General features: G+C 39.2%; 19 protein-coding genes and 1 riboswitch. Of the genes, 14 read left to right on the top strand and 5 right to left on the bottom strand.

Features of this window, described 5'->3' with window-relative positions; genetic code table 11:
* Window positions 1-7: 7 nt before the first annotated feature.
* Window positions 8-499: a hypothetical protein gene (locus tag IYQ23_RS08340; RefSeq protein ID WP_229311971.1), complete on the bottom strand. Its 492-nt coding sequence runs from the start codon at window positions 497-499 to the stop codon at window positions 8-10.
* 469 nt (window positions 500-968) lie between these two features.
* Between IYQ23_RS08340 and IYQ23_RS08345 the strand changes: the two genes are divergently transcribed.
* From IYQ23_RS08345 to IYQ23_RS08380, 8 genes are all read left to right on the top strand, one after another.
* Window positions 969-1,481 carry a tRNA (cytidine(34)-2'-O)-methyltransferase gene (locus IYQ23_RS08345; RefSeq protein ID WP_021001954.1) on the top strand — a complete coding sequence of 171 codons (513 nt, stop codon included), beginning with the start codon at window positions 969-971 and terminating at the stop codon, window positions 1,479-1,481.
* Window positions 1,482-1,549: 68 nt separating this feature from the next.
* A riboswitch (FMN riboswitch) is annotated at window positions 1,550-1,774 on the top strand.
* Between the two features lie 148 nt (window positions 1,775-1,922).
* A complete protein-coding gene (locus tag IYQ23_RS08350; protein ID WP_003023663.1) occupies window positions 1,923-2,486 on the top strand; it encodes an ECF transporter S component in 564 nt (187 codons plus the stop codon).
* The gene (locus IYQ23_RS08355) at window positions 2,476-3,126 is read left to right on the top strand and encodes a phosphatase PAP2 family protein (protein ID WP_106101019.1); all 651 of its coding nucleotides are present in this window, start codon (window positions 2,476-2,478) and stop codon (window positions 3,124-3,126) included. Before IYQ23_RS08350 ends, IYQ23_RS08355 begins: the two co-directional genes overlap by 11 nt.
* Window positions 3,127-3,148: 22 nt before the next feature.
* The gene (locus tag IYQ23_RS08360; RefSeq protein ID WP_195674634.1) at window positions 3,149-3,475 is read left to right on the top strand and encodes an MGMT family protein; all 327 of its coding nucleotides are present in this window, start codon (window positions 3,149-3,151) and stop codon (window positions 3,473-3,475) included.
* A gap of 41 nt (window positions 3,476-3,516) precedes the next feature.
* A complete protein-coding gene (locus tag IYQ23_RS08365; RefSeq protein WP_195674635.1) occupies window positions 3,517-4,461 on the top strand; it encodes a TIGR01212 family radical SAM protein in 945 nt (314 codons plus the stop codon).
* On the top strand, window positions 4,455-5,003 hold the full coding sequence (locus tag IYQ23_RS08370) for a class I SAM-dependent methyltransferase (protein WP_195674636.1): 549 nt from the start codon (window positions 4,455-4,457) through the stop codon (window positions 5,001-5,003). The genes IYQ23_RS08365 and IYQ23_RS08370 overlap by 7 nt, the downstream gene beginning before the upstream one ends.
* 12 nt (window positions 5,004-5,015) lie before the next feature.
* A complete protein-coding gene (locus IYQ23_RS08375) occupies window positions 5,016-5,270 on the top strand; it encodes a hypothetical protein (RefSeq protein ID WP_003023671.1) in 255 nt (84 codons plus the stop codon).
* 11 nt (window positions 5,271-5,281) lie between these two features.
* A complete protein-coding gene (locus tag IYQ23_RS08380; protein ID WP_195674637.1) occupies window positions 5,282-7,336 on the top strand; it encodes a cation:proton antiporter in 2,055 nt (684 codons plus the stop codon).
* 70 nt (window positions 7,337-7,406) lie between these two features.
* Here the strand turns inward: IYQ23_RS08380 and IYQ23_RS08385 are convergent, their stop codons facing one another.
* The 3 genes from IYQ23_RS08385 to IYQ23_RS08395 form a co-directional block, all read right to left on the bottom strand.
* On the bottom strand, window positions 7,407-7,706 hold the full coding sequence (locus IYQ23_RS08385) for a DUF1827 family protein (protein WP_003023675.1): 300 nt from the start codon (window positions 7,704-7,706) through the stop codon (window positions 7,407-7,409).
* Between the two features lie 63 nt (window positions 7,707-7,769).
* Entirely contained in the window at window positions 7,770-8,219 is a 450-nt protein-coding gene (locus IYQ23_RS08390; protein ID WP_195674638.1) for an NUDIX hydrolase, read from the bottom strand.
* A gap of 75 nt (window positions 8,220-8,294) precedes the next feature.
* Window positions 8,295-9,419, bottom strand: coding sequence for a PTS sugar transporter subunit IIC (locus tag IYQ23_RS08395; protein WP_195674639.1), 1,125 nt, complete (start codon window positions 9,417-9,419; stop codon window positions 8,295-8,297).
* A 390-nt stretch (window positions 9,420-9,809) separates the two neighbouring features.
* Here IYQ23_RS08395 and IYQ23_RS08400 point away from each other — a divergent pair, with 390 nt between their 5' ends.
* On the top strand, window positions 9,810-10,415 hold the full coding sequence (locus IYQ23_RS08400) for a GyrI-like domain-containing protein (RefSeq protein ID WP_106384277.1): 606 nt from the start codon (window positions 9,810-9,812) through the stop codon (window positions 10,413-10,415).
* Window positions 10,416-10,462: 47 nt separating this feature from the next.
* Here the strand turns inward: IYQ23_RS08400 and IYQ23_RS08405 are convergent, their stop codons facing one another.
* Window positions 10,463-12,742, bottom strand: a complete 2,280-nt coding sequence (locus IYQ23_RS08405) for an ATP-dependent Clp protease ATP-binding subunit (protein WP_195674640.1) — start codon at window positions 12,740-12,742, stop codon at window positions 10,463-10,465.
* A 238-nt stretch (window positions 12,743-12,980) separates the two neighbouring features.
* On the opposite strand from IYQ23_RS08405, the gene IYQ23_RS08410 reads away from it, so the two are divergent.
* The 5 genes from IYQ23_RS08410 to IYQ23_RS08430 all read left to right on the top strand — a co-directional run bounded on the left by IYQ23_RS08410 (window position 12,981) and on the right by IYQ23_RS08430 (window position 16,753).
* Window positions 12,981-13,211, top strand: coding sequence for a DUF1797 family protein (locus tag IYQ23_RS08410; protein ID WP_195674641.1), 231 nt, complete (start codon window positions 12,981-12,983; stop codon window positions 13,209-13,211).
* Window positions 13,212-13,376: 165 nt separating this feature from the next.
* Entirely contained in the window at window positions 13,377-13,853 is a 477-nt protein-coding gene (locus IYQ23_RS08415) for a FeoA family protein (protein WP_021001943.1), read from the top strand.
* Window positions 13,850-15,994 (top strand): ferrous iron transport protein B, encoded by a 2,145-nt coding sequence (gene feoB, locus IYQ23_RS08420; protein WP_195674642.1) that lies wholly within the window; start codon window positions 13,850-13,852, stop codon window positions 15,992-15,994. Before IYQ23_RS08415 ends, feoB begins: the two co-directional genes overlap by 4 nt.
* An 8-nt stretch (window positions 15,995-16,002) precedes the next feature.
* On the top strand, window positions 16,003-16,137 hold the full coding sequence (locus IYQ23_RS08425; protein ID WP_003031275.1) for a FeoB-associated Cys-rich membrane protein: 135 nt from the start codon (window positions 16,003-16,005) through the stop codon (window positions 16,135-16,137).
* Window positions 16,138-16,210: 73 nt separating this feature from the next.
* On the top strand, window positions 16,211-16,753 hold the full coding sequence (locus tag IYQ23_RS08430; RefSeq protein ID WP_018543567.1) for a ClbS/DfsB family four-helix bundle protein: 543 nt from the start codon (window positions 16,211-16,213) through the stop codon (window positions 16,751-16,753).
* Window positions 16,754-17,216 lie beyond the last annotated feature (463 nt).

Here is a 17,216-nt window from a genome sequence, read left to right on the forward strand (position 1 = left end):
TATATACTTACTGGATAGAACTTGAAATTTGCTTAACGTAATCTTTGAGTGAGTCGCGATATTCTTTCAAATATTTTACTAAATCAGATTTTCCAACAATTGGAGCCTTCTTCAAAGGACCATATTGCTTTTTCTGAGCTTCAAATGCTTGAACTTGCGCTTTTTTCAGTTCTTCAAATGTAGCCTGATCGTATAGTGCAGTTCCTTGTACAGCTGCCTCATATTGTGCATAATAGTCTTCGATAATCTTCTCGAACATTGTTAGATAATCTTCATAAGTTTTAATAGATTCAATTGTTTCATCTGAGACGTCTTGTGGAGAAAATGCTTGACCATTGTCTGTCTTGGCATTCTCTTCCGTTTTTTCTTGAGAAGCAGTTACTTCTAAGGATGAAGATGCAGTACTAGATTGAGTGGATGTACTACTATTTTCAACGGATTTTCCAGGCTGACTTGATGGAAGAATTCCTAGTCGTGATAGGGCTGATGCGACTATCATCACCATTAACACAATGAACCACCAACGCTTGTAGATGGGTTTCTTTTTTGCATAAACATTTTTTTGTTTATCCTTAGTTTTTTTGCCATAATAATCTCCTTTATATATTATTTCTTACGACAAGATTATTATAGCATGAATATACTAGAGTTCAAAGTATTTTCTAAAAACTATTTAATTTTTATTTTCTAATCTCAATACTTAAAAGGCTTAATAAAACATTTCATCATTTTTAAATTCTTTACAAAATTTTACAAAAAATTCAAGTTTTTGAGCATTTTTTGTTGACATGTGCTAAGAAAGTGATATACTAAGAAAGTACCCTCATTGATTTACCTCAAACCTGTTGTGATGTAAGTTAATGAGCCTTAAACCACGCTGTCTGCTGAGCTTGACTCCGGGCAGTGTGGCTATTTTTTTGCTTGATAGCAATTACAGTTCACTAAGATAGATGAGAAGGCTATAACATATGACAACATTTCAAAACCACATTGTTCTTTTTGAACCACAAATTCCTCAAAATACAGGAAATATCGCACGGACTTGTGCGGCAACCAATTCACCTCTTCATATCATTTTACCAATGGGATTTCCGATTGATGACCGTAAGATGAAACGAGCTGGCTTGGATTATTGGGATAAGCTGGACATTACTTATTATGACAATTTAGAAGAGTTCATGAGTAAAATGGACGGACAATTGTATTTGATTTCTAAGTTTGCGGAGAAGGTTTATGCGGAAGAAAATTTTGCAACTGCTGGAAATCACTATTTCATGTTTGGGCGTGAGGATAAGGGCTTGCCAGAAGATTTTATGCGTGCTCATTCTGAAAAAGCCTTGCGGATTCCGATGAATGATGAACATGTCAGAAGTCTGAATTTGTCAAATACAGTCTGTATGCTGGTGTATGAAGCCCTGCGGCAACAGAATTTTGCAGGTTTGGAGCTAGTACATCACTATGCACATGACAAATTAAAATAGGATTTCTTAAAAGAATGGACGACATCGGATAAAATGCTTGCTCTAGCAGGCTTTTTTTGTTATGATTAAAGGGTCTTCAGGGCAGGGTGAAATTCCCGACCGGCGGTAATTTGCAGCCGTTGACAATCTTTTGTTTTTATATAGCGTTGTAGTTTCTTTGTGTACCTTTGAAACGCCACTTCATTTAAAAACAAAATCTTTGCCAACTGGATAGCTGTTTTAAGTCCGCGAGCGTAAGCTGATGTGGTGCAATTCCACAACCGACAGTATAGTCTGGATGGGAGAAGACGAAAGGCAATGAAGAAGGTCTAAAAGTACAGCTTTTAAATTTTATTTAAGGAGATTTTCTTATACTATTTCAAAGGTTCCGTTGATTTAGAGAAATCGTTCTTCAGCAAGCCTTCCAGCTTCTCTAATTTTTATAAATTGGAGGAACCTGTTATGACACATACACGCAAAATGGCTGTTGTTGCCATTCTTTCAGCAATTTCATTTTTGCTGATGTTCTTTGATTTCCCGATTTTACCGGGGGCTAGCTTTTTAAAGCTAGATTTCAGTATTTTACCAATCTTACTGGGATTAGTGGTGCTGGATTTAGGTGGTGCTTTGAGCATTTTATTGGTTCGTTCGGTGCTCAAACTGCTGCTGAACAATCAAGGCGTCAATACTTATATTGGCTTGCCGATGAATATCATTGCGGTTGCTGTTTTCGTAATTGCTTTTGCTTTGATTTGGAAAAAAGAGCAGACAACCGTTCGTTTTCTAATCGCTTCTGTGGTGGGGACGCTCGGATTGACCTTGGCAATGCTGATTCTCAACTATGCCTATGCTATTCCACTCTATGCAACATTTGCTAATTTTGATATTTCAAAGATTCTGGGCGTGGCAAACTATCTATTTGCAATGGTCATTCCATTTAATCTATTAGAAGGTGTGGTTTTTGCAGTTGCCTTCTGGCTGATTTATCTGCTTTTGAAACCAATTTTAATCAAGTATGAAAAATAAACAAACGTTTTTAACCAAGGGCTCTTTTGCCCTTTTACTTTTTGTGATTTTAGGATATGTTGTCAAGTTTCATCCTAATTATTTAAAAGGCTTTGATTGGCCAATTCAGACAATTTTGCGTGGAGATTTGCCACATACTTTGACATTTTTCTTTTCTAGCGTAACGAGTCTGATTAATACGCCCGTTATTATGACCTGGGTCGCAGTTTTGGCTGGTTTTTTCCTTTATAAGAAATGGTGGAGTGAGGCGATTCTTTTAATTGGGAATCTTGCCTTGACGGGGCTTTTAGTTGCTTTTTTGAAAAATATCTATCAACATTCGCGTCCTGCTATTCAACATTTAGTAGAAGAAGGTGGATTTTCTTTTCCGAGTGGACATGCCTTGGCTTCTACACTAATCTTTGGTACGCTGTTGATTATCGTTAGTCAACGAATAAAATCAGTGCAGACGAAGCGTATCTTGCAAAGTTTGATGATTGTGATGATTTTTATCATTATGACGTCACGTGTGTATCTGGGAGTACATTATCCGACAGATGTGTTGGGAAGCTTTCTCTTAGGTCTAGGAATTTTGCATGTTGAATTTCCTTATTATGATAAGTTGCGTTTTCAATGGCGTTTCAAAGGAAAACAAAAATAGCATTGCTACAAGGAAAAAGATGATGCGAAAAGTGTTAAATGACAAGTTAGTACATCAAATTTTATCAGTTGTGTCCTGTATTCCCTTAGGGAGCGTAGCGACATATGGGCAAATTGCGCAGTTGATTGGGCGAGAAAGAAATGCTCGTTTGGTAGGTCGCGTCCTGTCTCAGGCTGGACTTTATGGGAAGTATCCTTGCCATCGTGTGGTTAATTCCGCAGGACGCTTAGCGCCAGCGTGGGAGGAGCAGAGACATCTCCTTTGGGTCGAAGGAGTGACTTTTAAAACGAATGGCTGTGTGGATTTAAAAAAACACCAATGGAGGCCAACGGATATTAGTAAAGTGTAAATGGAACTCCGAGCGCGAGTTCTGTTTTATTTTGTGGTACAATGAAAGTTATGAAACCTTATAATTCTTTGAATGCTTATTATCGAAAACTATTTGGAGAGAAGACTTTTAAAGTTCCGATTGATGCGGGCTTTGATTGTCCCAATCGAGATGGAACGGTTGCTCATGGTGGCTGTACTTTTTGTACGGTGTCAGGTTCTGGTGATGCGATTGTAGCTCCTGAAGCACCGATTCGTGAACAATTTTATAAAGAAATTGCCTTCATGCATCGAAAGTGGCCTGAAGTCAAAAAATATCTAGTTTATTTTCAAAATTTCACCAATACCCACGATAAGGTAGAAGTTATTCGTGAGCGTTATGAACAGGCCATCAATGAGCCAGGGGTTGTAGGTATCAATATCGGTACCAGACCAGATTGCCTACCTGATGAAACGATTGACTATTTAGCAGAATTGTCTGAACGCATGCATGTGACGGTGGAACTAGGCTTGCAGACGACTTATGAAGCTACTTCGCAATTGATTAACCGCGCACATTCCTATGAATTATATGTTGAAACGGTTCAACGCTTGCGGAAATTTCCAAAAATCGAGATTGTCTCCCACTTAATCAATGGCTTGCCTGGTGAAACTCATGAAATGATGATAGAAAATGTTCGCCGCTGTGTGACAGACAATGACATTCAAGGGATTAAATTACATCTTTTGCATTTAATGACCAACACACGGATGCAACGAGATTATCATGAAGGACGCTTGCAGCTACTTAGCCAAGATGAGTATGTTTCTATTGTCTGTGATCAATTAGAAATAATCCCTAAGCATATCGTCATTCATCGGATTACAGGTGATGCACCACGGGACATGTTAATTGGGCCCATGTGGAGCCTCAATAAATGGGAAGTGCTCAATGCGATTGAGCAAGAAATGAACCGTCGTAGCAGTGTTCAAGGGTGTAAAGCAAAGGAGCAAAGATTTATATGTTAAGACCATTACAAATGGCACATGCTTTTTTAGAGGAAGTAGTGACTGATGAAGACATCGTCGTTGATGCCACTATGGGGAATGGGCACGACACACTTTTCTTGGCACGATTAGCTAAAAAAGTCTATGCTTTTGATATTCAAGAGCAAGCTATTGAACAAACCACCAAGCGCTTGGCAGAAGCTAAATTGGACAATGTTGAACTGCTTTTGACAGGTCACGAAAATGTGGATCAATATGTTGAAAGTATTAAAGCAGCTATTTTTAATCTAGGCTATCTTCCGTCGGCAGATAAAACAGTGATTACGCAGCCACATACAACTATTCAGGCTTTGGAAAAATTATGTCAGCGTTTAGTAATTGGCGGTCGGATTGCAGTCATGATTTATTATGGGCATGCAGGCGGTGATGTGGAGCGAGATGCAGTTTTAGACTTTGTCAGTCAATTGCCGCAGCAGGAATTTACTGTCGCCCTTTATAAAACAATCAACCAAATCAATCAGCCTCCCTTTTTAGTGATGATTGAGAAATTAAAAATGACCTAAGTGGAGAGAACAATGGATAAGCAATATCTACATGAAAAATTGAACTGCTTACGCAGTCAATATTTAGATTCAACCAATGGAGAAATCTTAGCAAAGCAAGTAAATGATGCGCAGATGAGCAAAAAAATGCTTCGAATTAAGAAAAAATTAGTCAATCTTGAAATGGAGCGCTGTCAAAAAATGATTGAGCATCGCGATTTATCGAAAATAGAGCAAAAAATCTCCGAGCAGAAGATGCTTTTTGAAAAATGCTGTAAACAAAAATAAAGGAGGAAAATGTGGACTTACTCCTTTATATTATTATCTTTTTATCTGTTCTGATTGTTTCAAATGCCACCAACAAGCTATTTCCAAGCTTGCCAACGCCACTCATACAAATTCTATTAGGGATTGGCTTGGGATTTTTCATTCCAGTTGGAACGTTTCATTTAGAGACAGAGCTGTTTCTAGCTTTAATCATTGGACCGCTACTGTTTCGAGAAGCAGAAGAAAGCGATATCACCAGTATTCTTAAGCACTGGAAGATTGTTGTTTATCTGATTTTTCCAGTTATTTTTCTATCAACTTTGAGTCTTGGTTTTTTATCGCATTGGCTATGGGTGTACCTTCCTCTTGCAGCTTGTATCGCGGTTGGAGCCGCCTTGGGTCCGACTGATTTGGTGGCTTTTGCGTCCTTATCTGAGCGCTTTACCTTTCCAAAACGTGTAGAAAATATTTTGAAAGGGGAGGGCTTGCTAAATGATGCGAGTGGTTTAGTTGCCTTTCAATTTGCCCTGACGGCTTGGACAACAGGGAAATTTTCAGCTCAAGAAGCCAGCATCTCACTTATCCTTTCAATCATTGGCGGTTTTATCGTGGGTGGTTTGACTGCTTTTTTAAATCGTCAGTTGCAAAAGCTGCTGTATACGGTGCGAGCCTCAAACACAGCAGGAGAACTGTTGTTAGAATTAAGTTTACCGTTGCTGACATTCTTTTTGGCCGAAGAACTCCATGTATCAGGAATTATTGCAGTGGTCGTGGCAGGGATTTTTAAGGCTAGTCGTTTTAAAAGGATTACTTTATTAGAAGCTCAAGTTGATACCGTGACAGATACGATTTGGCAAACTGTCACATTTATGCTGAATGGATCGGTCTTTGTCATTTTAGGGATTGAGTTAGAAACGATAGCTGAACCCATTTTGAAAAGTCCGGTTTATGATAATCTCTGGCTCCTTCTAACGATTCTTTTGCTGACGATTGTGCTATTTGCCATTCGTTTTGTCATGATTTATGGCTTTTATTTCTGGAGAAGCCTGCGTTTGAAAAAGAGAATGTCGAAATATTGGAGAGACATTGCTCTGTTAACTTTTTCAGGCGTAAAAGGAACAGTATCCATTGCAACTATTCTCTTGATTCCAACAGCTTTAGAGCAGGAATATCCTCTCTTGCTTTTCTTGGTGGCTGGAGTTACATTGCTTAGTTTTTTGACAGGACTGGTAGTGTTGCCTCGTTTATCAGAAAATAAGGAAGAATCATCCGACTACCTCATGCATATTGCTATTTTAAATGACGTTGTCCAAGAATTAGAAGAAGATTTGAAGCATACCAAAGTCAAAGCTCCGCTTTATGCGGCTATTGATAATTATCATGGACGAATCGAGCATCTTATCCTGGAGCAAGAAGGAAAATCTGTTCAAAAAGATTTGACAGATTTGCAATTGCTGATGCTGAGTATTGAAAGTGACGGTTTGGAACAAGCCTATGAAGAAAGAAAAATGAGCAATTATGCCTACTCTATTTACCAACGTTATTTATGGAATATGGAGCAAAGAATCAACCGCAATCTTGCTTCGCGCTTCACTTATTTTTTGATTAGCTTTTTCAGAATGACTCGCTTATTGCTGCATGAGATTGTTACATTTGGCTCTACTTTTCGTAATTGGCTCAATCAAGATAGAGCAAAGCCTAGTAAGGCTGAAAGAGAAGAGATTGCCGAACTGTATCTAGCCAATACAGAAGTAATTATCGGGAGTTTAGAAAATCTGAAGGGTGTTTATAATACTGCGCTTATCAATTTCTTGCAAGATTCGCGTATTCGTGAGACGGCAATTATTGAAAGCAGTGCTTTTATTGAACGGGTTATCACGCGTATCAAACCGAATAATATTAAGGAAATGCTACGAGGCTATTATTTGGAGCGGAAGATTATTTTTGAATATGAACACGAAAAGCTGATTTCAGCTAGTTATGCAAAATTTCTCCGTCAAAATGTCAATAATTTAGAAAATTATTCTCTCAAAGAAACCGCCAATACATTACCATATGACATGATGAACTATGTCAGACAGAAATAAAACGGGAGTGGATTGAGCACTTAGTTGCAAATTCACTCTTTTTTAAACAAAAAAATAAGCCTTGACGGGCTTATTTAGTTGGGATGGATATTTCAATGAGGTTTGTTGAATAGAGTGTCTTAATTCGAGAGGCATCAATCGATTTTGTATCAATTTTTCGTTTCAGAAAAAATTCTCGAATTTTTTCAACTTCTTGTTCGCGAATGGCGCGGTGTTTATTTGAAATCAGAATTTCATAATGAAAAGGTGCTTGCGTAAAGACGACGTCTGTATTTCCAGCGGAAAAAGTCTCAACTAGTGTAGCATCTGTACTTTCTAATTGACTTTGTACAAGGCGTGCATGGCTGTTTGTCGTATTAATAAGCTTCATCTGACTTCCTCCTATATTCTATTCCTATTATAGCACTTTTTCATAAGAAATGTGAACAATTTCTCATACTTTATGATTCTTTTTCCACATTTCAATTCCCCATTTATGACTGCCGCGTTTTAATTTGGAAATAGCTTCTTCGATTGGAAACCAGGCGAGCTGATTAAAATCTTCTAAAGGTGCTTGCGATTGCTCGTACTGGCTTACTTCATAAATGTAAGCGGGGTTATAAAAATAGGTATCGCGGTGGCGAGAATAAAAATATTCATCTGCTTGTCCGTAATATTGACCGATTTGAGCAGTAAAACCAAGCTCTTCAATCAGTTCACGTTTTAAAGCAGTCAAGTGATCTTCGTCTTGCTCAATCTCGCCTCCGGGCAAGAACCAAGCACCGTTGGGGGCTTGCACTAAAATTATCTTTTCTTGCTTTTCATCTGGAATAACTGCATAAACGCCATAGCGATTCACATATTGAACACCTTCTTGCTTTTCTCCAAAAGTTGCGACTGTCATATGGTTTCCACTCTTTCTTATATGCTACTAATATCATAATGCAGAAATCAAGTGCTGTCAAGACTTTCAAGCATTTTAAGGTTCAAATTTGAAAATATCTGCTGTGTATAAATTGAGCACTTTTTCAAAGAGAAGACGGAAAAGAATGGCAACGACTGTTGGGATGACAAGCCAAGCTAAGATTGCCAGTCCCATGGAAAGTCCGCCTGTAACAGAAGCGAAGAGTCCTGTCAGACCAACGAGTCCAAAACCTGCTGATGCAGGCGTCCCGATAATGGTGAAGAGGGGAACCAATAGTCCAGTTACAGCAGAAGTTGCAATGATAGGAACATAAGAGATTGGATGTTCAAAGACATTGGTCATCATCATTTTCATTGAACCAAGGGCGACAGCAGCAGTTACACCAGGTTTATTGACGAAGAATGAATGAACAACAAGGACGATACAAGTTGTTCCGACTCCCATAGCAGAAGCACCAGCAGCGAGTCCATTTAGTCCAATGGCAAGACCGATTGCAACAGTTGAGATTGGAGCCACGATTAAGATAGCAAAAGTAACACAGATGAGAACACTCATTAAGTAAGGCTGAAGATCCGTAAAGTAGATGATTCCTTGCCCAATTAAGCTAGAAATCATTTTGATATAAGGAAGTGTAAATAGCCCCACAGTCGCAAGAAACGATCCAACGATTGGCAGAAGAACGAAATTAAAGGATTCAAATTTTCCTTCTAGCCAGAGCAATACGAGAACGCTAAGGGCACAAATTAGCATGACATTGATAATGTCCCCTGTACCGGTCGTGTAGAATCCAGTAACCATTTTGTTTGCAGTTGCGGTAATTTCAGCAGGGGCTTTTTGCTTTTGAACATATCCTAATAACTCCGTTGCTCCAGCTAGTTTGCTAGAAGCACCAGAACTAACAAAAGCAATGGCTGTCAGAAGCGCAGCTTTCATTCCTTTTAAATTAAATTCCAAGGCAACCAGCGTTCCAATTACGGCAGATAAAGTGGCTTGGAAAAGAACGTTAGCCACATTCCAAGTTGCAAAGAAAGTATTATTTTTGAGAAAGTCTAAAGAGAAAATAATGGCAAAGATACAGTTAGGCAGCAAGGCTACGATAACACCAATTGCGGTTCCGTTTAGAACTTTATGCAAGAATGATTTAGGGGTAAGTGATGCGGTTGTGTTTTCTTTTGTCATAAAAAACTCCTTTATTTTTGAAAAATAAAATCCGCCCTATCCCAAATGAGAATAAGGCGGAGTCATGTAAAAATGGAGATGATTATCCCATTTTAAAACGGTAGCTACGCCTTGATAAGATACTATAAATAATGATAATCATAGCTATAATCAACATAACGTAACTCCTTTTTTATTTTTCTTGTTGTCTATTATAACATCTTATTTCAAAAAAACAATAGAAAAATTGAAATTTTCTGATTCTTTTGAAAAAACAGAATATCTATTATAAAAAATATGGGAAAACAGAAGAAAAATCTTCAAACAAATTTTACTTTTATATAAAAGTTGACACCAGACGACAAGTTTCTTCTGTTATACTCATGATAGAAAAATGAAAGGAGCAAACAAATGAAATATGAATGGAGAAAATTAGATAAAAAACTTTATCAAGGTCCAAAAACTCCTGTGGTCATTGAACACCCTGTGCAGTCATTTATCATGTTAAATGGTCAAGGAAATCCAAATAAAGCTGACTTTTCAGAAAGGGTTTCTGCTCTTTATTCCCTCGCTTATGCGATTAAAATGGAGTATAAAAAAACTGCTCATCATCAGGAATTTATTGATTTTACCGTTTACCCTTTGGAAGGGATTTGGCAGCAAACAGAAGCAGAGACTTTGGTAAAAGACGACTTGGTTTATACGATTATGATTGCTCAGCCAGAGTTTATTACAAATGAAATGGTTGAAACAGCTCTCGAAAAAGTAAAAGTGAAAAAACCAAATCCGTTTTATAATGAGATTCGCTTTGAACGAATAAGCGAAGGAAGCAGCGTTGCCATGCTTCATGTAGGACCATTTGACGATGAACCACAAACCTTCGCGAAAATGGATGCTTTCTGTCAAGAAAATGGGTTAAAACGCTGCACAGCATATCATCGTGAAATTTATTTGAACAATAAAAATCGCACCGCTCCAGAGAAACTAAAGACAATTTTAAGATACAGTGTTCAGTAACTAAAAAGTCACTCCCTAGACTTCTAAGGAGCGACTTTCATGTCTAATTAATTGTCATCTGCTGGTGTTTGGATTTCTTTGTCAGCTTCGTTTTCAGATTTTTTAGCTGAAGCTGATTTGATGACAATCTTGCTGTTGCTTGTCATGATAGCCTTGAGTTCTTTTTCACTTGGGTGTTCAAGGTAGTAGTCTGTAATGGCGTCTTCGATGTGATCTTGGATTGTCCGACGCAGAGGACGAGCTCCCATTTTCGGATCGTAACCCAAGTCAACTAATTTTTCCTTGACTTTATCTGTCACATCTAGGTGAATATCATTTACAGCTAAGCGATTATTTACATCTTCGAGCATCAAATCTACGATTTTTAGGAGATTTTCTTTGCTTAGAGATTGGAATTCAATGATACCATCGAAACGGTTCATAAATTCTGGACTAAAGAAGTTACCTAACTCACCTAAGACAGAATTTGTTCGGCCTTCTCGAGCAGCTCCAAAGCCAACATTTGCTTCAACTTTGCCAGTACCGGCGTTTGAAGTCATGATGATAATTGTATCTTTGAAACTGACTGTCCGACCTTGTCCGTCTGTCAGACGTCCATCGTCAAGAACTTGCAGGAACATGTGCATAACATCTGGGTGAGCTTTTTCTATTTCATCAAGTAAAATGAGAGAATAAGGATTACGACGTACACGTTCTGTTAATTGTCCAGCTTCTTCGTAGCCAACGTAACCTGGAGGCGCTCCGACGAGTTTTGCTACGCTATGTTTTTCCATATACTCACTCATATCAAAACGAATCATGCTGTCAGCTGAGCCAAAGAGTTCAATCGCTAATTGCTTAGAAAGTTCTGTTTTACCGACACCGGTTGGCCCAACAAAAAGGAAAGAACCAATTGGTCGGTCTGGTGTACCTAGTCCAACTCGATTACGGCGAATGGCCTTCGCAATTTTATCAACAGCATCATCTTGACCAATGACATGAGCTTTCAAATCATCAGCCAGACTAATCAATTGTGATTGTTCCTTTTCTTTCAAGTCGCCAACTGGAATATTTGTCTTTTGCTCAATGATATGTTCAATGGTTTTTTCACTGATAAGAGGCGTATCTTGATCAGCCATTTTATTTTGCTGCATTTCTTTGTATTTGGCAATTTGGTCACGGAAATAAGCAGCTTTTTCAAAATCTTCATCACGAGTAGCTTGTGCCTTGAGGTTTTCAGCTTCTACCAATCGTTGATCAATGATTTTTGGATCGACAAAGTTAAGTGTCAGATTCATCTTAGAGCCTGCTTCGTCTAGCAAGTCAATGGCCTTATCAGGCAAGAAGCGATCTTGGATATAACGATTGGACAAGACAGCTGCTGCTTCAATGGCATCGTCTGTGTATTTGACGTGGTGATAGTCTTCGTATTTCTTTTGAATACCTTTGAGGATAGTGATCGTTTCTTCAACTGTTGGTTCATCAACTTTTACAGGCTGCATACGGCGTTCCAGTGCAGCATCTTTTTCGATAATCCGGTATTCATTAAGAGTTGTGGCACCGACTAATTGGAGTTCACCGCGAGCAAGTGCTGGTTTTAGGATGTTTCCAGCATCCATATTTCCATCGCCAGCAGAACCAGCTCCAACAATTTCGTGAATTTCATCAATGAATAATATAACATCTTGTCGAGAGCGAATTTCGTTCATGAGTTTTTGCATTCGTTCTTCAAATTGACCACGGATACCAGTTCCTTGAACCAAACTAACGACATCTAAACGAATGACTTCTTTGCCTTGGAGTTTATGTGGCACATCACCGTCTACAATTTTCTGAGCCAAGCCTTCGACAACTGCTGTTTTACCGACACCGGGCTCTCCGATGAGGACAGGATTGTTCTTCGTTCTACGATTGAGGATTTCAATGACGCGCACAATTTCTTCGTCACGACCAATTACAGGGTCAATCTCGCCCCGCCGAGCAAATTCAGTTACATTGATACCAAATTCTTCTAGGAGGTCTTTGGGTTGTTGTGGTACTTGTTGGCGCGTGCTGCCACCTTGATTGGAACCATAGCCTCCGTTACCGTATCCGCCACCTGATTGAGTAGGAGGGGTCTGCGGTTCTTGATGATTTTGAAAATTCCCTAGATTGCTAAAGAAATCATCAAAAGGGTCTAAATTATTTTGATTGTTCATATTGGTCATGCCACGAAATAAGGCATTATTTGGGTCTGTTTTCATGATTTGATAACAATTTTGACAGAGGTCAACTTGGTGTTGTTTTCCATTCACATTTGTGTAAAGGTGAATAGTTGATTCGTTTATTTTACAATTTTGACAAAGCATGTGCTACCTCTTTCTTTTAAAATTTGCTTGACGGAAATCAATTGGTCAATAATAGTCAAATTTCTTATTTTCATTATAGCAGTATTCTAAAACATTGCAAGAATAAAGTGTTAAAAGATAGAATTTTATATTTGAGCATTTCATTTTGTGTTAAATTTACCAAAAATGGGTCTTTTGCTGGTATTTCATCTTTCATTTGTGGTAAAATAGTAACGTATAAATGAATAGGAGAAGGAAAATGGAATCACATTTAGTAAGAATTATCAATCGTTTAGATGCTATGACAAAAGATGGCGGCAATTTGAAACGTAATTTTGAACGTGACGGGGTTGTTGTAGCAGAAGTAACTTATAGCTATGACGAAGAAAATGGCTCAGTATTCACTCTTCGCGATGTTGCAGCGCGTGAAACTTACACATTTGACAGCATTGATTTGATTGCTATAGAAATTTATGAATTGTTGTATTAATTTGCTAGTCTCTAATAAGATATCCTCTAGGCACCTGCTTAGGGGATATTTATTTTGCAATAATTTTTGCTTATCTATCTTAGAATTGTCAGAAATTCTTAGAAAAAAGTGGTATACTAATGATGGTAGTAAGCATATTTCTTGACAAAATGAAAAGGAGAGAGTATGGATTTATCTCAAATAAAATTAATAACAGAATATGAAATTGTCGGAATCGATCTAGAGGAAGCGAGTGTCCGTCATTTAGCTGATCTAGGGATTAAGACAGGAAGTTTGATCCAAGTGATTTCCAAAACGAATGATACAGCCATTCTCTTAGTTCGAGCTGCGAGGATTGCTTTGGACAATTCCATTTTGGAAAAGTTGGACGTTGTTCTGAAAGATAGCAACCGCTCAGCTCTTCCTTTATCTGAGTTAGCTGTTGGAGATTCGGCATACATCGAAGCAATTCATGCAGATGGTGCTTTAAAACGACGGTTGATGGACATGGGTTTGACGAAAAACACAAAAGTTCAGTTGCAGAAAGTCGCACCATTAGGTGATCCATTAGAAATTAAGTTGAGAGGTTACGATTTGACGTTGAGAAAGTCAGAAGCGAGTCTGGTTAGTGTTGTGAAAAGCGAAAAGGGAGCAAAAGGATGAAAGAATTAGCGCTTGCGGGAAATCCGAATAGTGGAAAGACCAGTTTATTTAACATTCTAACCGGTAGTAGCCAGCATGTGGGAAATTGGCCCGGAGTGACTGTTGAAAAGAAAAGTGGGTTATTTCGCAAAAATAAAGAAATCATTATCCAAGACCTACCGGGAATTTACTCGTTGTCTCCTTATACTTCTGAGGAAATGGTCAGTAGAAATTATCTTTTGAGTGGCAATGCGGATGCTATTTTGGATGTGGTTGACGCGACCAATTTAGAGCGGAATCTGTACTTGAGTTTGCAATTGATTGAGACGGGAATTCCAGTTGTGCTGGCTTTAAATATGAGCGATGTCGTTGAAAAACAAGGAAAATGGATTGATACAGAAAAATTAAGCTACCAGCTAGGAGTGCCGGTCGTAGCGACCAGTGCTTTGAAAAAGACAGGGATTGACCAAGTCATGCAGCAGGTCATGCGAGTGATGAATCAGGTAGAAGAGGCTTTATATCCAGCTTACGACAATCATTTTGAAGCGGCTTTGTCAGAAATTATCCGTATTTTAGGAGATGCTGTACCTCAAAAACAGGCTCGTTTTTATGCCATTAAGCTTTTTGAACGCGATAAAGAATTATCCGAACAGTTGGTGTTGTCTGATTTCCAAAAAGCGGAGATTGAAGATGCGATTAGGATTACGGAGGAAATCTACACTGAAGACGCAGAAACCATTGTTGTTAATGCGCGCTATGAGTTTATTGAGTCAGCAGTCAAAATGGCGCTGCAAGCTGATGTCAATCAATTGAGTTTGTCGGATAAGATTGACCGTATTGTGACCAATCGTTATTTAGCCTTGCCAATTTTTGCAGTTGTTATGTGGCTGGTCTATTTTCTCTCCATTCAAACGATTGGAACGATGGGAACGGATTGGACAAACGATGTCCTCTTTGGAGAATGGATACCAAATGGTGTTAAATCATTGCTAGAGCAATTAGCTGTAGCCGACTGGCTTCAATCTTTAATCATTGATGGGATTATCGCAGGCTGCGGAGCTGTGCTAGGCTTTGTGCCTCAGATTTTTGTCTTATTTATCTGTTTGGGTATCTTGGAAGACATCGGCTATATGAGCCGAATTGCCTTTGTAATGGATCGAATCTTTCGGCGGTTTGGTTTATCTGGAAAATCCTTTATCCCCATGTTGATTTCGACGGGGTGTGGCGTTCCTGGTGTCATGGCGAGTAGAACCATTGAAAATGAACGTGACCGTAGAATTACCATTATGACAACAACCTTTATGCCTTGTTCTGCCAAGTTGCCGATTATTTCCTTGATTGCGGGAGCTTTCTTCCCCGGCAATCCTTGGATTGCACCAAGTGCTTATTTTGTCGGAATGGGAGCGATTGTCTTATCAGGGATTGCTTTGAAAAAGACAGCGAGTCTCGGTGGAGCAGTAGCGCCCTTTATCATGGAGTTGCCGAGTTACCACCTGCCACAAGTCAAAACGGTTTTGCGCTATGCAGGGCAGAAGGCTTTGAGCTTCATTAAGCGTGCTGGAACGATTATCTTTGTGACCAATATTTTCATTTGGTTTGCTAGTTCCTATAACTTTGGCTTGCAGGCGGTTGAGACGGAAGATAGTATCTTAGCGGCATTAGGAAAGGGGCTAGCTTGGATCTTTAGCCCTCTTGGCTTTGGCAATTGGCGAGCAACGGTTGCGGCTATTACCGGCTTATTGGCGAAGGAAACGGTGATTTCCACTTTTGGGATTTTGTATAAAGTGACAGATGCGACAGAGACTACCAAAGAGTTGTGGACCAATCTTCAACAGCATTATACGGCACTTTCCGCTTACTCATTCCTTGTCTTTAATCTGCTCTGTGCTCCTTGTTTTGCAGCGATTGGTGCGATTCATCGGGAAATGGGCAATGCAAAGTGGACGTGGATTGCCATATCTTTCCAAACGCTATTGGCTTATAATGTTAGTCTTGTGATTTATCAGTTTGGTCAAGCGTTGCTATATGGAAAAGGAATATCTTTTGGGACTATTTTTGCTTTATTCGTTGTAGCAGTTGGTCTCTATTTCATCTTTAGAAAACCACGGAAAGAAAAAATAGAAGTTATCACTTTAGATAGTCTGACACATCAAATAGTATAGGAGAAATTATGTCCACGATTATTGTATTTATCATTATTTTAGTTTTAGCTGGCGCAGCGCTGCACCACATCATTAAGGGAAAGGGGAACTGTGGTGATTGTGACTGTCAATGTGAAATCAAAGAAAAAATGAGACAAAAATAAAGAGAAAACTAAAAATATGACAGAGGTTGTCAGGTTATTTGTTGTATGATTTATTAAAAAAGGAGAACACAACATGGTAAGACCTACTAGCAAGACTGAGTTGATCAGTGCAGCGACGCAGCAATATGCAAAGCTGCAGTCATTGATTTCCCAATTAACAGAAGAAGAGTTAAAGACTCCATTTGATTTTTCAAAAGATGAAAAAAAGAAAGAGGCGCATTGGAAGAGGGATAAAAACCTCAGAGATGTTCTCATTCATCTTTATGAGTGGCAACAATTGCTTTTGGATTGGGTGCATTCCAATCAAAATGGTGTCGAAAAATCGTTTTTGCCAGCACCTTATAATTGGAGAAGCTATGGTGAGATGAATGTGGCATTTTGGCAAAAACATCAACAGACACCGCTAGAAAAAGCAATCAAGTTGCTTCATCAATCACAGGAAAAAGTGCTAACCCTGGCTGAAACCTTTACAAATGAAGAGCTGTTTTCAAAGAGCGTTTATAAATGGGTTGGTGGGAGTACCCTTGGCTCCTACTTTGTCAGCTGCACATCGAGTCACTACGACTGGGCCATGAAGAAGCTGAAAGCACATCAAAAGAACTGTAAAAATCAGTAAACAATCAGTAGGACTGGCAGCAAAAAAGAGGGCAACAATAGGCAAGTGAGCCACATCCAACGTGCTTCATTTCGTCCGCCGGGCTGACAGAGCAAACCAAAATAGTTTCATTTCGTCCGCCGGGCTGACAGAGTAAATCAAAAGAGTTTCACCTCGTCCGCCGGGCTGACGGAGCAAACCAAAAGAGCTTCACCTCGTCCGCCGGGCTGACAGAGTAAATCAAAAGAGTTTCACCTCGTCCGCCGGGCTGACGGAGCAAACCAAAAGAGCTTCACCTCGTCCGCCGGGCTGACAGAGTAAATCAAAAGAGTTTCACCTTGTCCGCTGGGCTGACGGAGCAAACCAAAAGTAGTTTATCTCGTCCACCGGGTCGACGTGGTAAACTAAAAGTCATTTATCTTTTCGACTGGGTCGACAGAGCCAATCCAAAGCGGTTCATTTTATCGACCAAGTCGACAAAGCG

The sequence above is a fragment of the Streptococcus sp. HF-100 genome (assembly GCF_015594635.1).
Classification (GTDB): Bacteria; Bacillota; Bacilli; order Lactobacillales; family Streptococcaceae; genus Streptococcus; species Streptococcus vaginalis.

What these genes read in the sequence shown, in the direction of transcription:
- IYQ23_RS08340 (WP_229311971.1), bottom strand. Translation starts at nt 499, where the DNA reads ATGATAGTCGCATCAGCCCTATCACGACTAGGAATTCTTCCATCAAGT.
- IYQ23_RS08345 (WP_021001954.1), top strand. Translation starts at nt 969, where the DNA reads ATGACAACATTTCAAAACCACATTGTTCTTTTTGAACCACAAATTCCT.
- IYQ23_RS08350 (WP_003023663.1), top strand. Translation starts at nt 1,923, where the DNA reads ATGACACATACACGCAAAATGGCTGTTGTTGCCATTCTTTCAGCAATT.
- IYQ23_RS08355 (WP_106101019.1), top strand. Translation starts at nt 2,476, where the DNA reads ATGAAAAATAAACAAACGTTTTTAACCAAGGGCTCTTTTGCCCTTTTA.
- IYQ23_RS08360 (WP_195674634.1), top strand. Translation starts at nt 3,149, where the DNA reads ATGCGAAAAGTGTTAAATGACAAGTTAGTACATCAAATTTTATCAGTT.
- IYQ23_RS08365 (WP_195674635.1), top strand. Translation starts at nt 3,517, where the DNA reads ATGAAAGTTATGAAACCTTATAATTCTTTGAATGCTTATTATCGAAAA.
- IYQ23_RS08370 (WP_195674636.1), top strand. Translation starts at nt 4,455, where the DNA reads ATGTTAAGACCATTACAAATGGCACATGCTTTTTTAGAGGAAGTAGTG.
- IYQ23_RS08375 (WP_003023671.1), top strand. Translation starts at nt 5,016, where the DNA reads ATGGATAAGCAATATCTACATGAAAAATTGAACTGCTTACGCAGTCAA.
- IYQ23_RS08385 (WP_003023675.1), bottom strand. Translation starts at nt 7,706, where the DNA reads ATGAAGCTTATTAATACGACAAACAGCCATGCACGCCTTGTACAAAGT.
- IYQ23_RS08390 (WP_195674638.1), bottom strand. Translation starts at nt 8,219, where the DNA reads ATGACAGTCGCAACTTTTGGAGAAAAGCAAGAAGGTGTTCAATATGTG.
- IYQ23_RS08395 (WP_195674639.1), bottom strand. Translation starts at nt 9,419, where the DNA reads ATGACAAAAGAAAACACAACCGCATCACTTACCCCTAAATCATTCTTG.
- IYQ23_RS08400 (WP_106384277.1), top strand. Translation starts at nt 9,810, where the DNA reads ATGAAATATGAATGGAGAAAATTAGATAAAAAACTTTATCAAGGTCCA.
- IYQ23_RS08405 (WP_195674640.1), bottom strand. Translation starts at nt 12,742, where the DNA reads ATGCTTTGTCAAAATTGTAAAATAAACGAATCAACTATTCACCTTTAC.
- IYQ23_RS08410 (WP_195674641.1), top strand. Translation starts at nt 12,981, where the DNA reads ATGGAATCACATTTAGTAAGAATTATCAATCGTTTAGATGCTATGACA.
- IYQ23_RS08415 (WP_021001943.1), top strand. Translation starts at nt 13,377, where the DNA reads ATGGATTTATCTCAAATAAAATTAATAACAGAATATGAAATTGTCGGA.
- feoB (WP_195674642.1), top strand. Translation starts at nt 13,850, where the DNA reads ATGAAAGAATTAGCGCTTGCGGGAAATCCGAATAGTGGAAAGACCAGT.
- IYQ23_RS08425 (WP_003031275.1), top strand. Translation starts at nt 16,003, where the DNA reads ATGTCCACGATTATTGTATTTATCATTATTTTAGTTTTAGCTGGCGCA.
- IYQ23_RS08430 (WP_018543567.1), top strand. Translation starts at nt 16,211, where the DNA reads ATGGTAAGACCTACTAGCAAGACTGAGTTGATCAGTGCAGCGACGCAG.